Genomic DNA, 24863 nt, shown 5'->3' with positions numbered 1-24863 from the left:
TTCAAGCGAACTTCGACGGCTACCGGTCAGGCCAATACACGGCAGATGAAGTGGTCAGCTCTTTGGAGCGCAACTGCGGTGCTAACGGTCACTCGTGGGGGCACCAGTAGCGAACTGGTTAGCGGCCTTGGACAGACACAGCCGCGGGGACGATCGAGCGCGCAATGATTTGCTCGACTACCCCGGGCGTCAGGCCGGGGTTCTCCTGGATCATCAACCGCCCGAGAGACTGGCTGTCGACACCTCTGCTTAGCAGGTTCAGCGCACCAGCCGTCAGCGTGCCTGTGACGGGATCGATGTAGGCGCCTGCACCCATCATCGTGCCCACCAGCCCGCGTTCTGCAGAGCCTGAGGTTGGCGGCTCCTTCATCAATTGGCCGATGCGTGCCAAGTCTCCGATGTTGCCCCGCCGTCCAGATGCCATTGCCTCTTTGCCTGCCCTTGTCGACGAGACCGCACCCAGAACCTGAGCGGGCGGGATCTGCCCCTCGGACGCCTTGGCGACCAGAGGCGTCAATGATTTTCGGCTGCCGTACTCGCGTCGCAGTTCGCGCCAAAGCAATGCGTCTTCGGGCGAGATCGACTGGTCCATCGCCTTTCGCACAGCGGACTGCACGTTGCCCAGGAAGTGGGCGGAAGTGCCACCGTTCTTGATGATGTTGTTCAGTTGCGCATCGAAGGCCTGATACGCGCGTCCGGGAACGACCACACCATTCGGACCGGTCGTTGCCTGGGAGTAGAGCGCGTCAATCGCTGCATCGACTTCGCTCTGGATCTGAGCGCCGGCCATCTTGGAGTTCGTGCCGATGTTGCCAAGGCTGCGAACGAGCTGGTCATCGACCTTCATGGCATTCCGCTCGGTCAGCGCGTCGAAGAGCGCGGACTGTCGATCGCGAGCCTGAGCGTAGACATCCGGCCCGATGTTGTCCGCGTCTTCCCCGATCTCTCGCGCGAGTTGTCGGTTGAACTGGCGAACCTGACCCTCGTAGCGACCCTGCGCGCCTGTGAAGGGAACGCTGCGGAGCATCGACTGAGTCCACTTGAGGAACCGGCTATCGCTGAGTTGCGCCGGAGTTAGATTGATCCCCATATCAGACGCCTGACGAGCCAGCTCCTTGCGTTGGGCAGGGACGCTGCCGCTCAAGGCACCTGAGGCAGCCGCAGGCGCGCCGACGCGCACCATGGACGGACCTAGCGCACCAGCAAGGCCCGCGGCGAGCTGCTGGCCCTGTGTGCCGCCCTGCTCCCGTGTGATCGAGGATGCAGCCGATCCAGTTGCAGTGCCGGCCACTTGGAGGCCTGGCTGAGCGCTCAGTAGCTCCGCCAAGCGATTGACCGGCGCTTTGGGGGTCTCTGCCAAGCGAGCGAGCTGGTTAGTGGTCGCCGTGGCCGACGCAGAGCGCCCCATCCCCACCAAAGCATTCAGACCGCCACCGACACCGAGGGATAGGCCGGTTCCAGTCAGCGCCTCGCCGACATCGCCCAGGACGCGCTCACGGGCGTTCTGCGGGGTCGGAAGGCCGATCTGGTCCGCAACACGCGCGCCGGCATCCCGGTAGGACTGCGGCTGTACATCACGGCCAGTGATCGCGCGCTCGATGGGTGTCGCGATATAGGCGTTGAAGGCGTCGCCGCCGAGGGCCCCCAAGAGTGATCCCGCCCCCTGGACGACCGACCGCGCACCCAGCCCGTAGCCGCGCCGCTCGGCACCACCTTCTCGCAGCGGGTCGATCAGTTGGTCGAACGCTGACTCGCGCGTTCCCCCCTCGATATCGATCTCGAGGGGATCGTCTTCCCAAGGCGTGGCGGATCGCCCGCTGAAAGATTGCAGTGCAGCCTGGTCTGGCGCCGTACCAGCCGCGCTGACGATCGGGTCGTTATCCCAGGGGTTGGCCATCAGCGCTTCCTCCGACGCGATCCATCAGGTGCGATGAACAGGGCGGACAGGCGGCGCGTCCTGAGCCTGTCCCGCCACCCCCGCCTGCTGATCTGCGTATTTCTCATTCAGTTCGCGAATAGTCCTCAACGACGCCAGACGCGTTGGCACCGGGAGCTGATCGTTAGCCAGATCGCCTGCCATTTCCTTGTAGAGCTGCACGTCCTTATCGGACTGCGGCCCCTGCATTCGAGGCATCTTGGATGTCAGTTGCCCTGCAATGGTTCGAAGCCCGGCGGTGTTCTGAGCGCCTGGCGTGGACACACCGAAGAATCCCGCCGCTCTATCCGTCGCAGCACCTGCCCCGCTGCCAGTGGCGCCGCCGAGCAACTTCTCAGCCGCGTCAAGAAGGTCGAGCGTTCCAGTTGCATCGCGCGAGCGGGTTGCGTCGAGAGCGGCGGTTTCCGCATCGCCTTTAACCGCAGCCTCTTGGCGGGCTCGCTCCACCGCGCCCTGCGTCTCGATCTCCTGCTGCCGCGGCATGAAGCCGATTTGCGTGCCCAGCTTGGCTGCCTCCGTGGCGGCCGCCTGCTCTTCAGGTGCCCGACTCACGCCGAGAGCTGGATTCACCCCTCTGAACTGGGCAGGCGTGAGATTGCGCGTTGGCAACTCGTAAGCATCGGCTGCACCGTTGTTAGCCATGTCCGCCTGGATGAGCTCCCAGTCACCTGGCGAGAGGTTTTCGCCAATACGCGCGGGACCATTCGGCGTGTTGTACAGCCCAGGAGCGGGCGCCTGGCTGCTCGGAGCTGCTGCAGCACCCGGAGCGCCACCGAATGGCACGAATTCTCCCGTCTGCTCGTCGTAGATCTCAAGTACGCCAGACCGAGGATTAGTGCGTCGCAGACGCTTGCGTCCGTCAGCACCTTCGATTTCATCGAAGCCGTAACCTCCGGTGGCAGGACGCGCTCGAGTGCCCGCGAGCACACCTAGCGCTTGTTCGCGATCGCCCTCAGGCACCTGACTGAGTAGCCACTCCGCATAACGCTGCTGCGAGGGGGCCTCTCCATTCGCTCCGGAATACGCCTGCACTATCGACTGCGCCGTCCCGTCGATGAGCTGCTTCGTTTCCGGCGTGTACTCGGTGGGGAATCCCTGCATGCCCATCGCAGGGAACTGCGCCGCCATACGCTGATACAGCATGGGCCGGGCCTGCTCCGGCACGGAGATCAGCATCTTGGACATGTTGACCATCGTGCGGCTCCGACGGTCGTCGTCGTACTCGAGTCCCTTGTTGAGTGCGAAGCCGGCCTCGGGATCTGTTGCGATTGCCTTCTGCACAAGGCCCTGCCGCTGCTCGGCGGGAGCACCGTAGGCTTGCCCAGCGAGCTCAGCCAGCATGTTGCGACGCTGCTCGCCGTCCTTGACCAGGCGCTGCTGCGTGCCGATCTGCTGTCCGCGCTGGAACGACCCGACGATATCGAAGTTCTTCAGCTCAGCCATTTCATTTGCCTCCCGGGTAGCGGTTGTTGCCGAACGCGGTGGCGTTTGACCACGCATTGGCGCCCCCCACCTGCACGTTGTTGTTCGAGAGAACACCCGACGCGTATGGCGTCTGGTAGCTGCTCTGGCGGTTGCCGTACTGCCCAGCCAGGCCGGCAAGCCCATTGAGTGCGCCGCCCCATGCATTCGCCTGATTGAGCGCGCCATCTGCCTGCGCCTGCCCCTGTCCCGCCAAAATCCCGCTCAGCGCATTTGCGTTCGATTGGCCAGCGGCGCCGGCACCTACTGCCGAGCTCTGCCCCAAGCGCGCCATATCAAACAGGGAACTCCGATAGCTGCCGAGCTGCTGCGATGCGAGGCCCTGGCCAAACTGCATCAGGTCAGCTTGATGTCCGCCGGAATACAGGCTGCCCCGGGCTGCAGCACTACGGTCTCGAGCCTGCCCGCCCTGTTGCTGCGCCCACAGGTAGTCAGGGCTGTCCTGAAAGCCCGAGTAGTCGCCAGAGTTCAAGGCGTTGAGCCCGCCCAGAGCGTCCTGACCGGCATTGAGGTACGGCGTGATGTTCTGCTGGAACTGCTCGCGCGAATTGCGCTGCTCGAGGATGCCGGCATTGCCTGCAGCCGTCTGCGCGTCGGCGGCATCGCCCGCGGCATCGGACTGCATCTTCGCCGCGCCAAGGGCGGCGGCGCCGGTAACTACTGCGGCGGTGACTGCTGCCGTGGGTGTAGCCCATGCGCTGGTAGATCTCGGCCGCCTGGGGCGGGCTGTTCGACAGGTGGATCATGAAAATGCCGGTGGCGCCCTTGGCCCGGCAGGCCGGCTCGATCGCGGCCAGCAGCGCCTTGCCTGCGCCCACGCCCTGGGCATCTGGATCGACGTACCAGACGACCTCGTGGGCCATACGTCGCGCGCTGTTGAAGAGAAATGGGACCACGAAGAGCCCAACCATCCCGACCACGCGGCCGTCGAGCTCCGCAATCAGCATCACGTGGTCGGACGCCAGTGTTTCCGCCAGGCGGCGCACCGTGTCCTCGTCGAATTCCGCGTAGCCGCGATAAGTCGTCGTCGAGTAGAAGTCGCGACTCATCCTCACGATGTCGTCGACGTCGTGCTCGGTGGCTTGCCAGACTTTCATGCCTACCTCGTGGAAAAAAAGGCGATAGCGATTAGTCGGCCATCGGTTGGGCCGGTGCCGAACGCTGCGAATGGGTAGCGCGAGTGGAATCGCGCGCTTTCGTAGACCAGCCCGCGGCCTTGCTTCATCTCGACGAGTTCGGTCATTTCCCACTTCGACTCGTCGTTCCAGTCGTCCTTGATCTGGTCGTAGAGATCGACGTCGCCCGGGTCGATGCGCTCGGCGCCCGTGGCCTTGTGCCGCCAGAACGCCGTGCCGCCCATTCCTTCGCTCAGGTAGACGACGCAGGCATGCGTGCCCCAGCCCATGTCGGAGTGAATCGAGTGATTCGGCAACTCGCCGCCGAAGTTCAGCCGATAGCCCATGCCGTGCATGTCGAACGGCCCGCAGGCCGCCTCGATCGCCGCGTACAGGCCAGGCACCTCGACGAGCGCGACGCGCTTGTAGACCTCGCCATCTGGCCCGGGCCAGTCAACGAACTGTGCGCGCAGCCCCGCTTGCCGGACTGAAGCCGGCAAGAAGCTGTCGATCACTAGAAGCAAGTTCGTTCCCCTGCCCCGGGGAGGGACACGACTCCTTCCCCGGGGCGACCAATCACGAGTGCCGGACCATCAAGCAGCTTCGCTGAGGCCGGAAGATGGTGGGCTTTCCGCCTGCGCGGAAACTCCCAATCCTCTCTTTAAGAATAGCGATCTGTGGGTGTAAATCGTTCCCGATGCGAAGCGCACGCGTGCCTCGTGGAGGCGAGCGCGGTACATGTTGTCCGCCGCCGTCCGCAGTTCGAAGAACGTTCCGTTTCTCATCCGGAGCTGGCGGGATCTGACCGATACCGGCTCGGGTGCCCGCCGTCTCCAACAGACAGATAACGCGTCCACGGCGGCGATCCATAAGGCTTCTTCAGGCCACGTAACGGAATCCGTGCTCCGCCACCCTTTGGACCTGCGTCGCGTCGCCTCCATGAAAGAGCAGGAGGAGCGCAGGCCGGATGTCGTGGACGCTTTCTCGCATGAAGGAAAGCGCCGCGGCCTGCTCGGGAAGGTGCCTGCGAGACCATCGTGTTAGCTCAGATGCTTGCACTGGCCGCCCCCGTCAGTTGAGAGGGAACACGGCAGGCGCGAGCTCAAAGCTCACGCTTGCGACTTGGCGAGATGCAGAGAACCAGAGCATCGTGCCGCAGGAGCACTTGCCGGTCGCAACCACCTGGCACCACACCTCATGTTCCAGCCACCACCCCCGCGCCGGCTCTCCCAGCGCTTGCTCCGCGATCGCCTGGCGCAGTTCGAACTCCTGATGCTCTTCAATTAGCATCGTTTGGCCCCCGGCGGTGAGGCAGATTTCGCGTTACCCGTTGCTTGCCCTCTTCCGTTCGCGGCCCAGTGCTCATGCCTCCGTGGAACCGGCAACGGCGCTTGCCAGGAACGCTGAGAGCCTCGCAGGGCTGGCCGTCTCTTCGCCTTGCAGCGCCGCAGGTGACTCGAATCGGAGGGGACTTCAGTTCGTTAGCGAGCCGAGCCTGTTTGCCCAAAGCCTCGATCCGGGGTGCAGAGTTGTTCGCGCGCGCGCATTTGCGTCGAAAAATTCCGGTCTGCGCGCCCTGCGTTTCGGCCCAGGCCTCAACGATTGCGTTCAGCACTGCGCTGTTGGTGCCCGTTCGGGCGAACCCACGAACACCTTCGATCGCGGCTAGAGCTTCCGTCGAGGGGTAGTAGTCGATACGCGGGTGCCGAGCACGCCGCTCTCTTTGCGTTCGGTTGGCTGACGGATGCCGGGTCATGCGGGCACCTCCCTCGCGCGCACGGAACGCTCCGAAACTGCCTTTAGGGACTGACGAAATTCCGGAGCTGCGGGCAAACCGTCTCGCACGCGCGCACATGGGCGCGATGTGGGAAGTCGAGCACCGCTCCCCTCTCTCGTGCCCCCGCTTGAGACCGAGGCCTCCTCAAATCTGGCGGGACGGGACAACCCCACACCCCTATAGAGCTGTCCCAGTCCCGCCAAATCGGCAGGACCGACCAGCGGAGAGGGCGACGCCATGCGCCCCTTGCGGCGCGCGCCATGGCTAACGCCCGCTTCCTCGTAGCTATGGCGGGACTGGCGGGACTCCCGCGACTTGTCCCGCGAGATCTCTAGTCGCGACGCCGTTTTCTGATGATTTTTTATCACTGGCGGGACTCCCCGCTGGCGGTCAGGGCGTAGACCGTGGTGGCCTTGCCACGAACGGTTGTTGCACTGCCTTTGATCAGGTGCTCGGCCGCAGCCTTTTCGATCGCCTTGGTGGCGACGTCGGACGACATGCCGGCCAGCTCACGAATGCGCCGCAGCGTCACCGGCTCATCAGTCCCGCGAGCCTCCAAGGCCTGCACAGCCTCGACAACACGGCGGACTCGCTCCGCGGTTGTTGCCTCTGCCTTCTCTTCCTTCGCCTGGCCCTTCTGCTCAGAGCGCCGGGCGCGCACCATCTCGTGGACTTTCCGCCATGACCGCTCAGCGAGGTCCCGTGGGGCGTCCAACTCGACTGCAGCCGGACCCCATTCCGTGGATACCCAGCGGAAGAAGATCGGCGGAGGTGTGATGCCCTTTGAGCTATCCAGCGAAATGAGCGCCGTCACCCGCTCGGGTCGGCCAGGTGCCGCCATCTGCCGCAGCACCGTTCGTGCATCGTTCTCTGGGAACGGGTCGTCCTCACTGCCCAGATTGACCAGCAGCCCTGTCTGACGTGCGTTGTTGACCAGCGCAGTGCCGCCGCGGATATCGGTCGTCGACACGTTGAGGTCGGCCAGGTTCGCGAGCGAGGCCTGCGAAACATGGTGGGACAACACCACTGGGACCTTGAGCTCCCTGGCGATCCGCTTCAAGGCCAGCACGAGAGTCCGGAATCCCGGGTTCGATTCCTCGGCGTCAGACAGCGTGCTAGCGGTCTCGAAGATCAACAGACCGAGTGGTGCCGGAGCATTCGTCAGCGGCCCCAGCGCTTCGATGATGGCGTCTACGGTGCCCGTAGGGAGGGGCTGCCCGTCCAGAACCATGACAAGCGTCTTAGCCGCTACCAGTCCGGCGTCATCAAGGCTGGGCACCAATAGGCGCTCCCGCACGCACGCCCCGTCACGCTCGCCCAGGCAGGAGATCTGAGCAGCTACCTTGCGCGCGTACTGCGCCCGATCGTCCTCGGCCGAATACACGACCACGCTTCGGTCTGACTCGGGCAGAAGGCCTCCCGCGAGGCTATGACCGGTCACCATCGCTACCGCGATACCAATCTTGACCGTCGTCTTTCCGGAAAGAGGCCCGTGTTGCCCTCGCGAAAAGCGTGAGGCCATGGGTCTAAAGCGGCGAGCAGCTCTTCTTCGCTCCAAGGCACGAGCTGGCCTCGGATGGCGTCGGATAGAGGGACGCCCTGTGCGCGTGCATCACTGGTTCCACCACGCGTTCGAGCCGGAGTGCCGTAGGCGCCGGCAAGCACCTCATCGCGGGGGTCACAGTCTCGTTCGAAGCTAGCTGCACGCTCTGCCCGCGCGTCGAGCGATACGGCCATCACGAGGCCACCGCCCTGGGCCGCCAGTTCTGCCTGAAGGGCCGCAAAATCATCCTCGCCTCTTCCACCCGGCGGACAGCCAACGAGAGACGCTCGTCGTCTTCGGCGCTCAGCAGGTGCCATTTGGCAAGCTGCTGTCCAGCGATGTGAATGACCAGCGCCTCGTGCTCTAGAGCTTCAAGCGCAGCGCCCCACTGAGACTCGCGAGCTGCCGTCCGCGCTTGATGGCGAGCTGCAGGCGAGTCAGCCGGCAGGCGCTCTGGGAACAGGTCTGCGATTCCGAGACCGATGGATCCCAGGACATCGCTAGTCACGCAGCCGCCGAAGCAGTGAACCAGCAGTCGCCCTTCCTCCGCTTGCGTAATGCTGAGCTTGCGGCTGCGCCCGCCACACGCAGGGCAGCATGCGCGGTAGCCGCGACCTGACGACTGCACCCCTTCCAGCTTGGAAAGCAGGTGGTCTAACGGAGCGGCACTCATTGGCTAACGCCCAGGTAGAGCGGCTTCGGCGCGCTGTTGCTGGATCGCGCGGGCGCGTAACCAACGCGAACAAACCAGCCCAGCCTGAGACCGGAAAGGATGACCGCGCCAAAGCGGCGCTGTTCCGCGGGCAGGTGCAGCCCTTGTTGCGCAGCCCATGCGCGAAAGCGCTCACAAGTCCAAGGCTTGGCTTCGGTTAGAGCGTAGCGATCGAGCAGCGCGGCAGCTTCTTCGGCCCAGTTATCTCTAGAGCTATCCGCTCCGAACAGGTCGACCGTCGGACATGGGACCGGCGAGCTCACGCGGCACCGTCCTGGGTACTTGCCTCCGCACACATGCGAACGACAGCACGTCGAACGCCCTCGAGGTTTGCGAGGACAGCCTGATACCGCTCGGGCGTCGGATCCTCAGCCAACCGGAGGAACTGCGCCTGCAAGGCATCGCCCAAGTCAATGAGACTGGGGTCGGGGACGACCTTTTCAGGCCGGTATAAGGCGCGGAGAAGCGAGACGTCGCTCACTGGACACCTCCAGACGCAGAGGCGCTTGGGTGCGTCTTGCCGCGACCACTGGCGACCCCTATGCGGGCCGGCAGCGAGTAGAGGCTATCCAGGTAAACGAACCGCTTCTTGCCGATCGTTACCGTCTCGAGCAACCCGTCCGAGGCGAGCTCGTACGCCTTCGATCGGCCGATACCAACCTTCGTGCACTCGGCAACAAAGGGGCGGAATTCTCGGTATCCGTTTGCGTCCATCATCTGCACCGTGTGGCCGCTGACGTGCGGCGGTGCAGACAGACTCCGAGTTACGGAAGCCGCAGCTTCGGAACTTCCTAGGAAGCTAAGAAGTTCCGATCTTCAAATGCCCTTTCGCCTTCTTAAGAATCCTACCTACACTATCCGCGGAGGGGCCTCGCACCCCATCGAGGTCGAATACGGCAACGATCGATGCAGCCGCTGTGTAAGGACTCGCCGAAATCGCGCCCGCGCCACCATCGCCGTGCGCTTTCTTCCATAGAGCTGCGATGACGAGCTCGTAGTTCTCTCTGGCGTCAGACCTAAGAGCTTCGATCTTGCGACCATCGGAGTCTCCAGGATCGGTGCCCACCAGCTTGCAAAGTTTGCTGAACTCCGCCGATCTAATGACGAGCGGCATATCCTCGGAAAGGCCGCCTGAGGGGAAGTAACTAGACTCCGTCCCATAGGGATATTTGTTTCGGTCATTGCCATCTTTGCAGAACTCGTTCTCTGAAAAATGGGTATGCAGCCACGCGACCGTGTCGCTATTAGGATCCTTGAGGAGGACGCCCTCAAGATTGACGTCCGTAACGGACCCTCCACCGGCTTCGAACTGGAGTGAGTGAATCACATCAAGGCGCTCTCCACCTTCCATCGTCAGATCCCACAGACCTCGAATAACGCTGATCACAGGAGGAAACTCGTACCAGCCGCCCTCGCCTATGAACTGAGCATTCGGGATCAGCGCCAGGCCGTCGAGGAGCTTCTCATTTGTCTTGCACCAGGCGTCCTGCTGCTGCCGATCTCCGTCTACTGGGAAGCCAGCGAGGTCGGGAATTTTCTTCGATCCATCTTGGCCGGGCAAAGGAACGAGCCGAAAAGTAGCGCTCTCCTTAGGCACAAGTTTCCCGAGCTTTGCGCTCTGCCCGTTGACGATGTTTACAGTCAAGACAACATGCCCATCTAGCGCCAAGGCCAGGATGTCTGCGACCTTGATAGGCTCATCGGCGAGCATGGTGAGTCGCTCGGCCACCTCTTCGACCGTCATCCAAGACCTAAGCTTGTGTAGAGCGCTGACCAAGATTTTTCTCCTTTGATCTTGAGGCCGCCGGAGCGGCCTACTAAGCAACTTGGGCAAAGCAAGATGGAGCACACCTCCACTTGCATTCCTTCACCGATCGCGATTCACGCGACTCCATATCCAGACCGCAATGCACGCCATCCCTATCTTCTATCTTGGCTTCGCTTCGCCAGGCAAGGCGGTGCTGTTTCCTCCGCTAGGCCGACGGCAAGCTCTCTGATTCCGCGAAAGCCGGCGACCATGTCCTCAATCTCACGCTCAGCCTGCTCGCGCGTGATCTCTCGCCCATTTCGGCGATGCAGGGCAATACGGCCAGCAACAAGAATCTCGTGGCCCTGCCTCGCATCTTCATCGCGCTTTGCCTTGGCTTCTGCTGCGTCCCGCTCTCGAGCAATGCGCGCCTGCTCGGTGAAAGAGGCGTACTCAGCCCTGATCTGCTTGAGTCGATAGCCTGGAATGGCAAGCGGAACACCGCACTTCACCGTCTCCCACTCGACGCATTCCGTGTGTGCATACCAAACGCCCGGCACGCGGTCGTCCCCCTCCGCATCGTCTTGCCAACAGATCGCGTCCTCGAACTCAAGGAAGGCACCTGGGTCGGTTACCACCCTCCATCCAAGTTCGTGCGAACGCTCAAGAAGGCGGATCTTGCTGACCTCTTCTAATGCGATTCCGCCGACGCCGTCCGGGTAGGACATCCATACGGGCACATCGCCCAAGCTCGCGAGCCAATCCAGACTCTCGGCACCGTGCTGCAGCAGGACGCGCAGGGGGACGTCGGCGGCGAGGAACTGCAGAAGTGGATCGGCTGCAGGTCCTGTCGCTGTTCGGTCGCCCCCTTCCGCAGACGACAAAGGTGCTACATCCCGGTCGTGGGGCTTTACAATATTCGTTGCCATGATCGTTCTCCTATCGAACGGTTTTGGAAGGCGGACCGGGTGTTGACGCACCCGGTCTCGCCGCTTTTGCCGGCAATCGCCGGTGTGTTGGGCAATCGCAAAGGCGACCGCCCGATTCTCAGATTGCCCTCTTGATCGGCGCGACGTTCTCGCCGCCGGTCTGGATCAGATCGCAGTAATCAGCCCATGCGCTCATCAGCTTCGCGCGCTTGAGGAACAGATCAGTGCGACGGTATGCGGCCTCGGTCTTGTCCGGTATCGCATGCGCCAACGCTTGCTCCGCAACCTCACGCGGGAACGCTGTCATGTCTGCGGCCCAGTCGCGGAAGGTGCTCCGAAAGCCGTGGGGCACGATGCCAGCGCGCAACTCCTTGAGCAGCTTCAGCGCCGCGGCTGTCGACAGTGATGGATTCTTGCCCGCGCCAGGGAAGACGAACTCTTCATCAAGTCGGGGTAGCTCCCTCAACAAGGTCATGGCCTGGGCAGAAAGTGGGACCCGATGCGCTTTGCCGGCCTTCATCCGTTCGCCTGGGATCGTCCAAGACGCATTAGCGAAGTCGATCTCGTCCCAACGCGCGCCCACTACTTCGCTGGGCCGACTGGCCGTCAGCACGATCAGCTCTAGCGCACGGGCAGCCAGACTGTCCTTCTCGCGGAGCTCCGCCATGAAAGGTCCGACCTCGACATAGGGAAGTGCTGGCCGCGGCTTCACGTCTTTGAGCTTTGCCGGCTTAGGCAGGATCTTGTCTAGATGGCCTCGCCAGCGTGCGGGGTTGATTTCTGATCGCAGCTTCCGAGCTGCTGCCCAATCCAGCACAGCCTCGATGCGCTGGCGAACGCGGGTGGCGGTTTCGGTCTTGTCAGCCCAGATTGGCTCCAACACGGACAGGACCTCAGGCGTGTCGATCACAGCGACGGGGTGGTCCCAAAGATCGCCAGCGTAGGTTCGCAGCGTGTTCTCCCACTGACTCGCGTGTTTGGCATTCCGCCATGAGGCTTTGTGAGCGCGGATGTACTGATCGATACAGTGACCCAACGAGACACCCCGCGTCCGCTCAGCAGCCGCTAGCGCCCTCGCCTGGATCTCTGAGTCGATAGGATCCAGCCCCTCGCGAATCGACGCTCGTGCGCGCCTAGCGGCTTCGCGTGCCTGCTCGAGTGTGACGTCGCGTTCTGGGCCCAGGCCCTTGTCCCGATGCTTCTGGGTTGACCTGTCGCGATAGCGGAACACCCAGGACCGGCTGCCCGACTGGGAGACGTAGAAGTACAGACCGTCACCATCACTGTATCGGCCGGGCTCCTTGAGCTTCCGGATCTTCAAGGCCGTCAGCTTGTTGACCGCTCTTGCCATTGTTCCCTCCCCTGTTACCTACATAAAGGCAGGGATTTGGCTGGACGTCAATGGACAAGAATGGACAACAATTTCGTTTAAGCGGCCTATAAAAGAGGTAGGAGCGCGCCGATTCGGACGTGATCGTATCCGAGCGGACGAGAGTTGGGCGGACCCCCTCTCCGCCAGAAACGTACGACGCCCCGCAAGGGGCGTTTTGCGTTTTGGACGACGTCGATCCAGTGACGCACCTGCTGCGGCCTGTAGGCCGGCCGACAGGCAGCAGCCTGAGCACACCACGAGGCCGAAACCGAGCCGCGGCATGGAACTTGCCTCTGGAACGGCAGCCGTACGCACGTCCCGCGTGCGCCTCCCGTCAGGTCCTGCCGATGCATCGCCCCTCAACACTGTCGTGTCTTCCCTCCCTGCGCCGCGCCGGGAGTTCTTGCCATATGCTGGGCGCCGAGTTCGCTGCCGACAGTTGCATGCCCCCCTTTTCCGTCGCCCGGATGCCCGCCTCGCTTCGCCGCCGGCCCGATGCCGCGCTGGCCGGCCGTACGTTCCCGCCCCGTTGGGACCACCAGCAGACTGCGCGCCGTGGCGTCGGGGAGGTCGCGTGATCGAGTTCGGCCACCTGACCCACGTGGGCCTGCGCCGCGACCTCAACGAGGACACCTATTACGGCGACAGCGAACTCGGCCTGTGGCTCGTCGCCGATGGCATGGGCGGCCACGAATACGGTGAAGTCGCCAGCGCGCTCGCCCGCGAGACCATCGTCCGCGAGATCCGCCAGGGCACCGCGCTGCCGCAGGCGATCCGGATCGCCGACGAAGAGATCATCCGCGCGTCGCGCAAGCGCAACGACAGCCTGCCGATGGGCACGACCGTCGTCGCCGCGCGCGTGGCGGGCAACCGGTTCGAGGTCGCCTGGGTCGGCGACAGCCGCGTCTATTTGTGGCGCGACAGCAAACTCGCACAGTTGTCGCAGGACCACAGCTACGTGCAGGAGCTCATCGCCCAGGGCGCGATCAGCGTCGACCAGGCCCGCAGCCATCCGCACCGCAACGTGGTGACCCAGGCGCTGGGCGTCACCGACCCGCAGGTCCTGAACGTCGAGACGCTGTCGGGCGAACTGCAGCCGGGCACGCAGCTGCTGCTGTGCAGCGACGGGCTGACCGAGGAAGTCGACGACAGCGCGATCTCGCGCGTGCTGGCGCACACCGAATGCAGCGCCCAGGAATGCGTCGACGGCCTCGTCGCTGCCGCGCTCGACGGCGGCGGTTCGGACAACGTCACGGTGATCCTGATCCGCCGGCACTGAAGGCTGGCCCCCGGGGCCGCTGGCTCGCACCTGTTCCTTCGACGGTCGCAAGGCCGCGGCCCGACGCGGGTCGGCATGCCTGTTCGAGAAGCGATGCGCCTACCGGCCGTCATCACTGCGTTGCGGGCGGCCGGGACCGTTCGCGGACACGGGTGCCCGCCGCCTCGACGCGGCGTCACGGCGCAGGCAGTCCCGATCGGTTACCGCGTCATCCGCCAGCCGGCGACGCGAGCGTCCGTGCCGTCCGGACAGATCGATCGTGGGACGAGAGTGTGCCCCGGCACCCGAAAGCGCACGCGGAAACGGAGGACCGGAACGCAGGCGGGCGAACGCCAACCGACACAACGGTGTCAGGCGCGTTCGCCTGGACCCGTCTCGTCGCAATCACATCCGCTCCGACCTCGTCCCCACCGATCCACGGCACGAGCCGCGTTGCCCGCAGGCGCTGCACCTCACCGTGGTCAGGCGACATCCCACAGACACACGCCCGCCTTCTGGCGGATCGCCTCGACCCGTGCCGCGTGCAGGGCCAGATCGGTCGCGTCGACGGTCAGGCGCGGGCGTTCGCCCGTGGGCTGGAACCGGATCGCGTCGTAGGCGGACGGGGCGTCCTCCGCCGCGGCGCCGAATCCGATCTCGTGCTGGCCGGCCGTCAACGCGAGGTAGACCTCGGCGAGCAGCTGGGCATCGAGCAGCGCGCCGTGCAGCTGGCGGTGGGCGTTGTCGACGCCGAGCCGCTTGCACAGCGCGTCGAGCGAATTGCGCTGGCCGGGGAACCGCTGGCGCGCGAGCAGCAGCGAGTCCTCGACCCGGACGCGGCTGCGGATGTCGGGCGTGCCCGGCCCGAGCCGCGCGAGTTCGGCATCCAGAAAGCCCACGTCGAACGCGGCGTTGTGGATGATCAGTTCGGCACCGTCGATGAAGGCCAGGAACGCGTCGGCGATGTCCTCGAACGGCGGCTTGTCGGCGAGGAATTCCAGGCTCAGGCCGGTGACCTCGGCCGCGCCCTGCTCGAAGTCGCAGTCGGGGCGGATGTACTGGTGATAGGTGCGCCCGCTCGGCCGCCGCTCGACCAGCTCCACGCACCCGATTTCGACCACGCGATTGCCCTTCTTCCATTCCAGGCCGGTGGTTTCGGTGTCGAGGATGATCTGGCGCATGCGTGGGGTCGGGTTCCTGGAGGCGAAGGACGGGTCAGGCGACGGCGGTGCGTTGCGCGCGCGCAGCGGCGCTGGCCAGGGCATCGACGCGCTCGTTCTCGGGATGGCCCGAATGGCCCTTGACCCAGCGCCAGTCGATCCGGTGCCGCGTGCAGGCCGCCTGCAGCCGCTGCCACAGGTCCTGGTTCTTGACCGCGGCGCCGCCGGCGGTCTTCCAGCCGCGACGTACCCAGTTCTGCATCCACTCGGTGATGCCCTGGCGCACGTATTGCGAATCGGTGTGCAGGATCACCTCGCAGGGCTCGGTCAGCGCCTCGAGCGCGGCGATCGCGCCCATCAGCTCCATGCGGTTGTTGGTCGTCGCAGGTTCGCCGCCGCTGAGTTCGCGCTCGATCCGGCCGTAGCGCAGCAACGCGCCCCAGCCACCGGGGCCGGGATTGCCGAGGCAGGCGCCGTCGGTATAGATCTCGATCGCCTTCATGCCGCGGGCACCGCGCCCGGCACGCGGAGCGCACTGCGCGGACGGACCGGCGTCAGGGGCAGTTGCCGCTTCTGTCCGCGCAGGGCGTAGGCGGCGCACAGGCCCGGGCCGTCCTGCACGGCGTCGACCGGCGCTTCGCGCCAGCGTGGCCCGAGTCCGCGCGACACCGCATCCGGCGACAGGCCGGCCGCGCGCATGCGCCGCCGCCACGCCAGCGGCTCGGACGCGCCCATGCCCTGCCCGCGCCAGCGCCAGCGGTAAGGCGTCAGCGGATTGAGCACCAGCAGCCAGAGGTAGCCACCCGGCGCCAGCACCCGGCCTGCTTCTTCCAGCAGGGCCTGGTCGTCCGCCGAACTTCCGAGCACGTGCTGCAGCACGACGGTGCCGAAGGCCTCGCTCGGCAGCGGCAGCGGGCACCCGCAGCGGACCGGGCCGTCGAGCGCGGCGCCACGGCGGACCAGGCACAGGCCCCGCCCTGCAACGCCGGCGGCCGGCTCGGCGGGGGCGAGCCACAGCCACGGCAGGCCGGGATGGCCGCCCAGGGCCTCGGCCACGAGCGCCTGTTCGCTGTCGGTGATCGCGCGTCCGGCGTGCGACGCGAACCATGCGTTGGGGGTGCCGGGTTGACCGGCCGGGGAAGTCACGGGCATGGTCGGCATTGTAAAGGCTCCGCCAGCCGCCACCGACCCGACCGATGCGACTGCAGCCGATCCCCGCGTTCGACGACAACTACATCTGGGCGCTGACCGGCGCGGACGGCGGCACGCTGCTGGTCGATCCGGGCGACGCGGCACCGGTACTGGCCGCGGCCGATGCCGGCCTGCGGCCGCTGGCGATCCTGCTGACCCATCACCACGACGATCACATCGGCGGCGTCGCCGCGCTGCGTGCGCGCTGGCCGGCGCTGCCCGTGCATGCGCCGGACGACCCGCGGATCCCGGACGCGACCCATCGGGTGGCGGATGGCGACCGGATCACCATCGGCCCCTGGACCTTCGACGTGCTGGCGGTGCCCGGCCATACCCGAAGCCACGTGGCCTTCCACGGGCACGGCCTGCTGTTCAGCGGGGATACCCTGTTCAGCCTGGGCTGTGGGCGCATGTTCGAAGGTACGCCCGCGCAGATGCTGGCCTCGCTGGATCGACTGGCCGCCCTGCCCCCCGACACCAGCGTCTGCTGCGGGCACGAGTACACCCGGTCCAATGCCGCGTTCGCGTGTGCGGTGGATCCGGACAACGCGGCATTGCGACGCCGCCAACTGGAGATCATCGCGATGCGCGACGCCGACAGGCCCACGTTGCCTGCCACCCTGCAGGACGAACTGGACTGCAACCCCTTCCTGCGGATCGACGCGCCGGCCGTGCGCGCCGCGCTCGCGGCGAGGACAGGCGACGCGACTCTCGACCGCACCGCGCGATTCGCCGCCCTGCGGCACTGGAAGGATGGTTTCCGCGCATGAGGCGCGTTCGATGCGGTGCGCTCGCCGCCGCGCTGCTGCTGGTGCTGGCCCTGCCGGCTGCGGCGGACCCGGGCGACACCGCCTCGGCCGAACGCGCCGCTGGCGCGCCCGCCGCCGCGCTGGCCCTCGACGCCGCGTCGGTCCAGACCGCCGCCGCACCGGCCGCCCACCGCGCCAGCAAGCAGCGCCCCACCCGCAGCGGCCGCGAGATCTACACCAGCTTCCGCGATGGCCTGGCCGACAAGGCCTGTGGGCCGGACGACGTCAGCGCCCGATGGCGCGCGCATTTCGCCCACGTGCCGCGCCAGCTGGCGGCCGGCGGCACCGACGTCATGCCGCTGTTCGGCTACGTCGTCGATGCGCTCCGTGAGGCGCACCTGCCGACCGAGTACGCGCTGATCCCGTTCGTCGAGAGCGGTTACCGCCCCGGCGCCCGCAGCGCGTCCGGCCCCGCGGGCCTGTGGCAGTTCATCGCGGTCACCGCGCGCAACCACGAGATCCCGATCCGTCCCGGCTACGACGGTCGCCTGTCGCCGGTCGAATCGACCCGCGCGGCCGTCCGCTACCTCAAGACCCTGCACGGCATGTTCGCCGGCGACTGGCGACTGGCGGTCATGGCCTACAACGCCGGCGAATACCGGGTGTTCGGCGCGCTCAAACGCGCTGGCCAACAGCCGATGACCGCGCAGCCTGAAACCCTGGCGATGCCGGCGATCACCCACGCCTACGTGCGCAAGTTGCACGCGCTGTCCTGTGTCATCAAGGAAGCCGAACAGCGCGAGACCTTCATGGCCGCGATCGACCGCCAGGTGCCGGTGTTGCGCGCGATCGAGATGCCCGACGGCATCGCCGATCTGGATACGCTGGCGTCCCGGCACGAGACCGATGCCGCGCTGCTGCGCCGTCTCAATCCCTCGCATGCCGACGGCCGAGTGCCGCGCATCGGCCAGGCGGTGCCGGTGCTGGTGCCGCAGGAAGCCGCGAGCGCACCGGTCTTCCTGGCCGAGGCGCCTCCCGAAGACGCGGTGACCACCGATGTGGCGGCCGAGGCCGGCGTTCCATCGTCCGGGTCGGACGGCGCGCCCCGCCTGCACGTCGTCGCCCGCGGCGAGTCGATCTGGACCATCGCCAAGCGCTACGGCGTCACGCGCGACGCGCTGCGCGCGCGCAACGGACTCGGCGCCGACAGCCTGCTCCAGCCAGGCGCGACCCTGCGGATCGACGCCTCGGCGCCCTGAGCGTCGAGGCCCGCGACAGGTCAAGGCTGCAGGACGGCATCGTCCTCTGTGTCGTGTGACCGCTACAGGCCAGAAAGAAACTGTCTGTGTGTTTGGAGCGGCGCGCAGCGCGAACGCTGCGCCTTCGCCCCGCCAGGGTGGTCATGACGTGATGTGAAGCCGTGGGACGCGCTGGTCGCGCAACCTGCTCGCGATGCGCACGTTCCCGACGCACGGACGCCGGGATCGAACGTGCCACCCGTGCATCGCTGGACACGCCGCCGTCGCCGCGTCAGTCGCAGGCCGACGCGCCCTCCCCCAGACCTGACACCAGAACGGGCCCGGCACTGCCGGACCCGCTCGGGTCGAACCGGTCGCCGCGCCTTACAACTGCGCTTCCACCACCGTCACTTTCATCTGGCTGCGCAATGCGCGCTGCAGCACCTCGGCGTCCTCGTTGCCGAGCAGTGCACTGAGCTGCTGGCGCAGCGTGGTCCGCTCTTCCTCGCTGGCGTCCGCCGGATCGCCCGGGATCACTTTGTCGACAGTGAAGACGACGGCGCTGCCATCGGCCAGCATCGTGCGACCCGGCGTGACCGCACCTTCCGCCGGCGGCGCCGCACGGAAGTAGGCCTCGGCGGCCGCGGCATCGGGCACCGGCGCGCCGCGCGGAATGCCCGGCACCTGCTGCGGGGTCAGCGAACGCGCTTCCGCCAGCGCGGCGAGCGTCTGGCCACCCGCGATGGCGGCGACCATCGCGTCGGCATCCGCTTCGGCCTGCTTGAGTGCGCGGTCGGCGCGCACTTCGGCGGTCACCCGGTCGACGACCTGGTCGAGCGGCAGTGCACGCTCGGGCGTATGGCTGGTGACGCGGATGAACACCGTGTGGTTCGGCGCGATCTCGATCGGATCGCTGACGGTGCCGTCCTGCTTCAGCGCGTCCGAGAACGCCGCCTGCACGACCGCATTGTTCGCCGCGATGCCGCTGCCCGCACCACGCGCGAACGGCGCCATCGCCTGGATCGGCTGCTTGGCGAGCGCCGCCGCCGATTCCAGCGACATCGGATGCTTGTTGATCTCGTCGACGACGGTGCCGACCAGGTCGTTGTACGCGCGCGAGCCGGCGTTCTCGCGCATCTCGCTCGCCAGCTCGTCGCGGACGTCCTCGAACGCGACCTGACGACCGGCGTCCACCTCGCGCAGCTGCAGCACGTGCCAGCCGAAATCGGTCTTGACCGGTGCGCTGACCTGCCCCGCCTCCATGCCGAACAGCGCGTCTTCGAACGGGCCGGTCATCATGCCTTTCTCGACCCAGCCCAGGTCGCCGCCGCTGCCGCTGGAGCCGGGATCGTTCGAATTCTCGCGTGCGAGCGTCGCGAAATCGGCGCCGGGCGCGCGGGCCTGCGCGGCGAGTGCGGTGGCCTTTTCCTGCGCCGCCTGCTGGGTCGCCGCGTCGGCATCCGCCGGCACTTCGATCAGGATGTGCGACGCCAGGCGGCGCTCGCTGCCGACGAAGCGCGATTTGACCTGCTCGAAATGCGCGCGCAGTTCCGCTTCGTCGACATCGCCGGCCGTCGCGTCGGGATCGACCCGGATCTCGAGATATTCGAGCGCCACCTTCTCCGGCTCGCGATAGCGGTTCGCGTGCGCTTCGTACCACTGCTGCTGTTCGGCGGCATCGACCGGCGCGGTCTCGACGGCCGGCGGCGGCACGACGACGAACGACACGTCGCGACGCTCGCCGAGCAGACGCATCAGGCGCGTGCTTTCGCCATCGGTGATGAAGGCGGTTTCGGCGATCCGCTGCGGCAGCAGCGTGCGCTGCAGATCCAGGCGCACGCTCTCCTGGAATTCGCGCGGCGTGCGCGGCGGCTGGGCCGACTGCAGCGCCATCTGGTAGCGCTGGGTGTCGAACCGGCCGTCGACCTGGAAGGCCGGGATCGACATGATCAGTTCCTGGACCTGGGCGTCGCCGACGACGATGTTGCCGCGCTCGGCGGCGAGCGCAAGCACCGCGCGATCGATCAGCTGCTCGAGGATCTCGCGCTTGCTCTCCATCGTCTCGAACGCACGCGCATCGAAATTCTCGCCTTCGGCCTGACGGCGCTGCTCGCGCATGCCGTCGAAGGTCTGGCGGAATTCCTCGTTGCTGACCTCGGTCGAGGTCCAGGCCAGCTTGCGCACCAGCCAGACATCGGGCGCCGACTTCCACCACGTCGGCGGCGCTTCGACCTTGGCCGCGTAGTCGGCGTTGTTCTGGAACAGGTACTGCTCCATGCCGAAGAAGGCGAACGGCACGGCAAGCACCGCGACGATGGCGATGGCGATCCAACCACTGGTCTTGTCACGAAGAGCTTGCAGCATGTGTCCGGTCAACTGGATGGGCGAGCCAGGCAGTTTACCCGCAAGCGTCGCTGGCCGCAGTCCGGCGGCATCGGCGTTGCGCGGCGCCGGCGCATGCACCCGCCGTTCCTTCTGCGAGGCGCCACGGACCGCCATCGCGCCATTCAGCCCCGACGGCGTTGCAAGTCGAATTCGACCGGGGGATCGCGTACCATGCGCGCCTGTTCCGGAATCGCCCGTCCGTGGCACCACAGGCCCGCCTGTCGACCAGGGACGATCCCGACACGTACGTCGTCACATAAGAAGAGGAATTACCGAATGGCAAGCACCAGCCACAGCAAGAGTGACATCACCGCCGCCGTCGCCGAACAGGCAGGCCTGTCGAAGGCCGACGCCGGTCGCGCTGTCGATGCGCTTCTCGACACGATCACCGCGGCGCTGAAGAACGGCGAGACCGTGAACTTCGTCGGTTTCGGTTCGTTCGTGGCCCGCCCGCGCGCGGCACGCACCGGTCTGAACCCGCAGACTAAGGAACAGATCCAGATCCCCGCCACGACCGTGCCTGCATTCAAGGCTGGCAAGGCGCTGAAGGATGCCGTAAAGTAATCGGCTTGGTTGTCCCGCATGGGTGCTTAGCTCAGCGGTAGAGCGTCTCCTTTACACGGAGAGGGTCGGGGGTTCGAAACCCTCAGCACCCACCACGTTTCAGGTTTCAAAAGTGGAGCGGTAGTTCAGTTGGTTAGAATGCTGGCCTGTCACGCCGGAGGTCGCGGGTTCGAGTCCCGTCCGCTCCGCCAGAGATCGAGAAGACCCCGCCACTGGCGGGGTTTTTCTTTGGGCGATCGAAAACCGTCGACGGGCCTCTTCGCGTCGGAAACCGGGCGCAGCGCGTGCGTTGTCGCGCACCGATCACGAGGCGCCGATGTGCGATGTCAGCCCGCGCGGCGTGCACCGGAGCACGCGACGACGCACTGAAATAAATCTGCGTCCGGGCTATTCCAATCGCGATCGAATCCTGTAGAATCTCGCGCCTTGGAGCGGTAGTTCAGTTGGTTAGAATGCTGGCCTGTCACGCCGGAGGTCGCGGGTTCGAGTCCCGTCCGCTCCGCCAAGTGCTCGAAAAAACCCTGCAGAAATGCGGGGTTTTTTCGTTCCGGGACCACGTGCTTCGCCGCCCGCGTTCGATCGTCGCGCCGCGCCCGAACCGATGTGCACCGCCTGGCGCGAACTGTACGTGCGACGTCGCGCCTGCATCGCGACGTCCGGCTTCCACGCCGCCTCAGTTGCCAGTCGGGTGAAACCCCCTACCCTGCGGACGACCGTGCGAAATCGCCCGGCGCGCAAACGAGGACCGCCATGACGCCTGCCGCATCCATCGCTGTTCCCGCTCCGTCTCGTGGGCAGCCACGCCGGCGCTGGCGTCGCGTCGCGACCGTCCTCGTGCTGACGCTGGCGTCTGCGCTGCATGTCCAGGCGCTGGCGCGCGATGTGTTGACCGATGGCGCGATTCCCGGCGTCGCTCCGGCGCAGCTCGATGCGGACTACTGGATCGAGCGCACGCGCCAGGCCGACCGCGTAGTGCTCGATGCGGATGCGATCGCCACCCAGAACGCGGTGATGCGCGAGCGCGATCCGTCGATCCACGACATCGCGGCGCTGCCGGTGCTGATCGAAGCGGACCAGGTGCGATGCGGACGGCCAGGCAGGCACGACCCGCGCGGTCGACAATCTGGTCAGGGGTCTGAACCTCGACGACCTGCCGCAGACCCAGGTGCTGCGCTTCGGCCTCGTCGTGCGGCGCGCGGATCTGCGGACGTTCCCGACCCATCTGCGCGTGTTCCGCGCACCGGGCGATACCGACATCGACCGCTTCCAGGAAGATGCGCTGTTCCCCGGCACCGCGGTCGCCGTCGTCCACGAGAGCCGCGACGACCGCTGGCTGTTCGTCGTCAGCGAGCGCTACGCGGCGTGGATCGAACGCGACAAGGTCGCGATCGGCGATCGCGAAGCGGTGCTCGACTACGCGCGTCGCGGCAACGCACTCGTGGTCACCGGGGCGACGGCACGGACGGTCTACACGCCGGAAAATCCCGCGGTGTCGGACGTGCAGCTGGAAATGGGCGTGCGCGTGCCGCTGGTCGCCGACTGGCCGGCGGACCGGCCGCTCAACGGACAGGTCCCCTACTACGGCCACGTCGTCGAACTGCCGGTGCGTCATGCAGACGGCAGCCTGTCGTTCGCGCCGGCGATGGTGCCACGCTCGGCCGATGTCGCGACCGGCTACCTGCCCCATACCCGCGCCAACGTGCTGCGGCAGGCCTTCAAGTTCCTCGGGGAACGCTACGGTTGGGGCCACGCCTACAACGCACGCGATTGCAGCGGGTTCGTCTCCGAGATCTATCGCAGCTTCGGCATCCTGATGCCGCGCAACACCGAGGCGCAGGCGACGACCCCGGCGCTGGACACGCGGGTGCTCGAGCCCGGCATGCCTGTTGCCGAACGACTCGAACTGCTGCGCGAGACCGAGGTCGGCGACCTGCTCTACATGCCGGGCCACGTGATGCTGGTCATCGGCCATGTCGACGGCGAGCCGTACGTCATCCACGACACCGCCGGCGTGTCGCTGCGCACGGCGTCGGGCGCCGTCGAACGTCTCCCGCTCAACGGCGTCGTCGTCACGCCGCTCACGCCGATGCTGGCCGATGCCACGACGTCGACGATCCAGCACCTCACCCACATCCAGCGCGTGGGGCGATAGACGGACCTGCCGTCGCAAGGCGATCTGTACGCGTGCGCCTGTCCCTTGATGATGAGCGCGCACGCAGACGACATGCGGAATGCGGGTGCGTTCCGCAACCAGCGTCCCATGCGGCCCACATGCCGGCAGAATGTGGGCTGGCGTCGCGCACGTGTCCGTCCTCCGATCCGAGACACGCGCTCTGTCGCACTGCCCCATCTGGAGAATCCGATGCCCTCGATCCGAATCCCCGCCGCCCGCACTGCCGTCGTCGCGCTCGGCCTGTGGCTGCTCGCAGCTTGCGCGAGTTCCGGACCCATTGCCGACGCACCGACCGGCGTCGCCGAGTCGCAGCAACTGGTCGTCGTCACCAGTGCCGGCTGGGATGCGACCGGCGCGACGCTCCAGCGCTTCGAGCGCGATGGCACCGGGCCGTGGCGCGAAGTCGGCGCGGCGGTTCCGGCGATGCTCGGACGCAGCGGCAGCGGATGGGGGCTCGGCCTGCACCCGGCGCAGGCCGAGGGACCACAGAAGCGCGAAGGCGATGGCCGCGCGCCCGCTGGCGTGTTCGCGATCGGCCAGGCCTTCGGATATGCCGATGCCGGCATCGGCGCGCTGCCGTATGCGCCGATGCAGGTCTCGCACTATTGCGTCGACGTGCCGGCGTCGCCGCTCTACAACCGCATCGTCGACACGCGCGACGTCGGCGAGGCCGCCGTCGAGGGCGCCAGCGAGCACATGCGGCTCGATCTGCACAACGACGGCGACAGCCGCTACCGGCTGGGCTTCGTCGTCGAGCACAACGCGCAGGGCGTGCCCGGCCAGGGCAGCTGCATCTTCGCGCACCTGCTGCGGCGCCCAGACGAGACGACGGCGGGATGCACGGCGATGGACGCGGAGGCGATGGAGACCCTGCTGGGGTGGCTCGATCCGGCGAGGACGCCGCGCTTCGTGCTGTTGCCCGCCGACGTCTATCAGGCGTACCAGCGCGCATGGGGATTGCCGCCGCTGCATGCGGGCGCGACGCGTTGAGCGCCGCGCTGCAGGTGCGGCCCGCGGGTCCGCAGGACGAGGCCATGCTGCTGACGCTGATGCGCGCCTTCTATGCCGAGGACCGGATCGTGTTCGAGCCGGTCCGCGTGACCGCGGCATTGCGCACCCTGCTCGCCGATCCCGACTGCGGCGCGGTGCTGCTGCTCGGCGATGGCGATGCGGTGCACGGCTATCTCGCGGTGACCCGCGGCTTCAGCCTGGAACACGGCGGCCGGTTCGCGCTGCTCGACGAGCTGTATCTCGCGGACGCGGCGCGCGGTCGCGGCTGGGGCGGCGAGGCCCTGCGCGCGGCGATCGCGCTCGCCCGCGGCTGGCAGGTCGCTTCGCTGCGGCTCGAGGTGCATCACCACAATCCGCGCGCGAAGGCCCTGTACGCGCGGCTGGGGTTCGTCGACGACCATCGCGACATGCTGTCGCTGGACCTCGCCGCGTCGTCCTGATGTCGCACCCCCGTCGTTGCGCGGGAGGAGCCGCGATCGATGCCGCGTCCGTGGCATGCTCGCAACGCGTTCCCAACCACT

General features: G+C 66.5%; 21 protein-coding genes, 3 tRNA genes and 2 pseudogenes. 10 read left to right on the top strand and 16 right to left on the bottom strand.

Going from position 1 to position 24863, the window contains the following annotated elements:
- Nucleotides 1-118: 118 nt before the first annotated feature.
- The 12 genes and pseudogenes from CJ022_RS12845 to CJ022_RS12805 form a co-directional block, all read right to left on the bottom strand.
- Complete coding sequence (locus tag CJ022_RS12845; protein WP_101927034.1) at nt 119-1897, bottom strand: hypothetical protein; 1779 nt, start codon at nt 1895-1897, stop codon at nt 119-121.
- 24 nt (nt 1898-1921) lie between these two features.
- Complete coding sequence (locus CJ022_RS12840; protein ID WP_101927033.1) at nt 1922-3379, bottom strand: hypothetical protein; 1458 nt, start codon at nt 3377-3379, stop codon at nt 1922-1924.
- Between the two features lies 1 nt (nt 3380).
- Nucleotides 3381-4043 carry a hypothetical protein gene (locus CJ022_RS16870; RefSeq protein ID WP_233198759.1) on the bottom strand — a complete coding sequence of 221 codons (663 nt, stop codon included), beginning with the start codon at nt 4041-4043 and terminating at the stop codon, nt 3381-3383.
- Between the two features lie 61 nt (nt 4044-4104).
- A pseudogene (locus CJ022_RS17805) lies at nt 4105-4515 on the bottom strand (N-acetyltransferase family protein); the annotation flags it as partial.
- A 2-nt stretch (nt 4516-4517) separates the two neighbouring features.
- Nucleotides 4518-5048 (bottom strand): DUF6445 family protein, encoded by a 531-nt coding sequence (locus CJ022_RS12830; protein WP_101927031.1) that lies wholly within the window; start codon nt 5046-5048, stop codon nt 4518-4520.
- Between the two features lie 764 nt (nt 5049-5812).
- Nucleotides 5813-6289, bottom strand: coding sequence for an HGGxSTG domain-containing protein (locus CJ022_RS17800; protein WP_425490817.1), 477 nt, complete (start codon nt 6287-6289; stop codon nt 5813-5815).
- A gap of 385 nt (nt 6290-6674) precedes the next feature.
- The gene (locus tag CJ022_RS12820; protein WP_101927030.1) at nt 6675-7832 is read right to left on the bottom strand and encodes an AAA family ATPase; all 1158 of its coding nucleotides are present in this window, start codon (nt 7830-7832) and stop codon (nt 6675-6677) included.
- Between the two features lie 214 nt (nt 7833-8046).
- A complete protein-coding gene (locus CJ022_RS16860) occupies nt 8047-8526 on the bottom strand; it encodes a hypothetical protein (RefSeq protein ID WP_143703974.1) in 480 nt (159 codons plus the stop codon).
- Entirely contained in the window at nt 8523-8828 is a 306-nt protein-coding gene (locus CJ022_RS16855) for a hypothetical protein (protein WP_143703973.1), read from the bottom strand. Before CJ022_RS16855 ends, CJ022_RS16860 begins: the two co-directional genes overlap by 4 nt.
- A 536-nt stretch (nt 8829-9364) precedes the next feature.
- Entirely contained in the window at nt 9365-10309 is a 945-nt protein-coding gene (locus CJ022_RS16850; RefSeq protein WP_143703971.1) for a hypothetical protein, read from the bottom strand.
- A 176-nt stretch (nt 10310-10485) separates the two neighbouring features.
- A complete protein-coding gene (locus CJ022_RS16845; RefSeq protein ID WP_143703970.1) occupies nt 10486-11241 on the bottom strand; it encodes a hypothetical protein in 756 nt (251 codons plus the stop codon).
- Between the two features lie 118 nt (nt 11242-11359).
- Nucleotides 11360-12592 carry a tyrosine-type recombinase/integrase gene (locus CJ022_RS12805; RefSeq protein WP_101927027.1) on the bottom strand — a complete coding sequence of 411 codons (1233 nt, stop codon included), beginning with the start codon at nt 12590-12592 and terminating at the stop codon, nt 11360-11362.
- Between the two features lie 595 nt (nt 12593-13187).
- Here CJ022_RS12805 and CJ022_RS12800 point away from each other — a divergent pair.
- Entirely contained in the window at nt 13188-13892 is a 705-nt protein-coding gene (locus CJ022_RS12800; RefSeq protein WP_101927026.1) for a PP2C family protein-serine/threonine phosphatase, read from the top strand.
- Between the two features lie 461 nt (nt 13893-14353).
- Here the strand turns inward: CJ022_RS12800 and dnaQ are convergent, their stop codons facing one another.
- From dnaQ to CJ022_RS12785, 3 genes are read right to left on the bottom strand one after another with little or no spacing between them, the layout of a single operon-like run.
- Nucleotides 14354-15052 carry a DNA polymerase III subunit epsilon gene (gene dnaQ / locus CJ022_RS12795; protein WP_101927025.1) on the bottom strand — a complete coding sequence of 233 codons (699 nt, stop codon included), beginning with the start codon at nt 15050-15052 and terminating at the stop codon, nt 14354-14356.
- 34 nt (nt 15053-15086) lie between these two features.
- Nucleotides 15087-15533 (bottom strand): ribonuclease HI, encoded by a 447-nt coding sequence (rnhA, locus tag CJ022_RS12790; RefSeq protein WP_101927024.1) that lies wholly within the window; start codon nt 15531-15533, stop codon nt 15087-15089.
- The gene (locus CJ022_RS12785; RefSeq protein ID WP_158238419.1) at nt 15530-16183 is read right to left on the bottom strand and encodes a methyltransferase domain-containing protein; all 654 of its coding nucleotides are present in this window, start codon (nt 16181-16183) and stop codon (nt 15530-15532) included. The genes rnhA and CJ022_RS12785 overlap by 4 nt, the downstream gene beginning before the upstream one ends.
- Nucleotides 16184-16227: 44 nt before the next feature.
- Between CJ022_RS12785 and gloB the strand changes: the two genes are divergently transcribed.
- Both gloB and CJ022_RS12775 read left to right on the top strand, forming a co-directional pair.
- Nucleotides 16228-16992, top strand: coding sequence for a hydroxyacylglutathione hydrolase (gene gloB, locus CJ022_RS12780; RefSeq protein WP_101927022.1), 765 nt, complete (start codon nt 16228-16230; stop codon nt 16990-16992).
- Nucleotides 16989-18230 (top strand): transglycosylase SLT domain-containing protein, encoded by a 1242-nt coding sequence (locus CJ022_RS12775; protein ID WP_101927021.1) that lies wholly within the window; start codon nt 16989-16991, stop codon nt 18228-18230. The genes gloB and CJ022_RS12775 overlap by 4 nt, the downstream gene beginning before the upstream one ends.
- A gap of 363 nt (nt 18231-18593) precedes the next feature.
- Here CJ022_RS12775 and CJ022_RS12770 read toward each other — a convergent pair whose 3' ends face one another.
- A complete protein-coding gene (locus CJ022_RS12770; RefSeq protein ID WP_101927138.1) occupies nt 18594-20573 on the bottom strand; it encodes a peptidyl-prolyl cis-trans isomerase in 1980 nt (659 codons plus the stop codon).
- 297 nt (nt 20574-20870) lie between these two features.
- Between CJ022_RS12770 and CJ022_RS12765 the strand changes: the two genes are divergently transcribed.
- The 7 genes and pseudogenes from CJ022_RS12765 to CJ022_RS12735 all read left to right on the top strand — a co-directional run bounded on the left by CJ022_RS12765 (nt 20871) and on the right by CJ022_RS12735 (nt 24782).
- Nucleotides 20871-21158 (top strand): HU family DNA-binding protein, encoded by a 288-nt coding sequence (locus tag CJ022_RS12765; RefSeq protein WP_101927020.1) that lies wholly within the window; start codon nt 20871-20873, stop codon nt 21156-21158.
- Nucleotides 21159-21178: 20 nt separating this feature from the next.
- A tRNA-Val gene (locus CJ022_RS12760) sits at nt 21179-21253 on the top strand.
- Between the two features lie 19 nt (nt 21254-21272).
- Nucleotides 21273-21349: transfer RNA gene (locus CJ022_RS12755), tRNA-Asp, on the top strand.
- Nucleotides 21350-21586: 237 nt separating this feature from the next.
- Nucleotides 21587-21663: transfer RNA gene (locus CJ022_RS12750), tRNA-Asp, on the top strand.
- Between the two features lie 245 nt (nt 21664-21908).
- A pseudogene (locus tag CJ022_RS12745) lies at nt 21909-23310 on the top strand (C40 family peptidase).
- Between the two features lie 210 nt (nt 23311-23520).
- Entirely contained in the window at nt 23521-24321 is an 801-nt protein-coding gene (locus tag CJ022_RS12740) for a L,D-transpeptidase family protein (RefSeq protein ID WP_101927019.1), read from the top strand.
- On the top strand, nt 24318-24782 hold the full coding sequence (locus CJ022_RS12735) for a GNAT family N-acetyltransferase (RefSeq protein ID WP_233198756.1): 465 nt from the start codon (nt 24318-24320) through the stop codon (nt 24780-24782). The genes CJ022_RS12740 and CJ022_RS12735 overlap by 4 nt, the downstream gene beginning before the upstream one ends.
- The last annotated feature ends 81 nt before the right edge of the window (nt 24783-24863 follow it).

Source organism: Luteimonas rhizosphaerae (assembly GCF_002849595.1).
GTDB classification, from domain to species: domain Bacteria; phylum Pseudomonadota; class Gammaproteobacteria; order Xanthomonadales; family Xanthomonadaceae; genus Luteimonas; species Luteimonas cellulosilyticus.
This window is presented reverse-complemented; position numbering and strand designations above follow the sequence as displayed.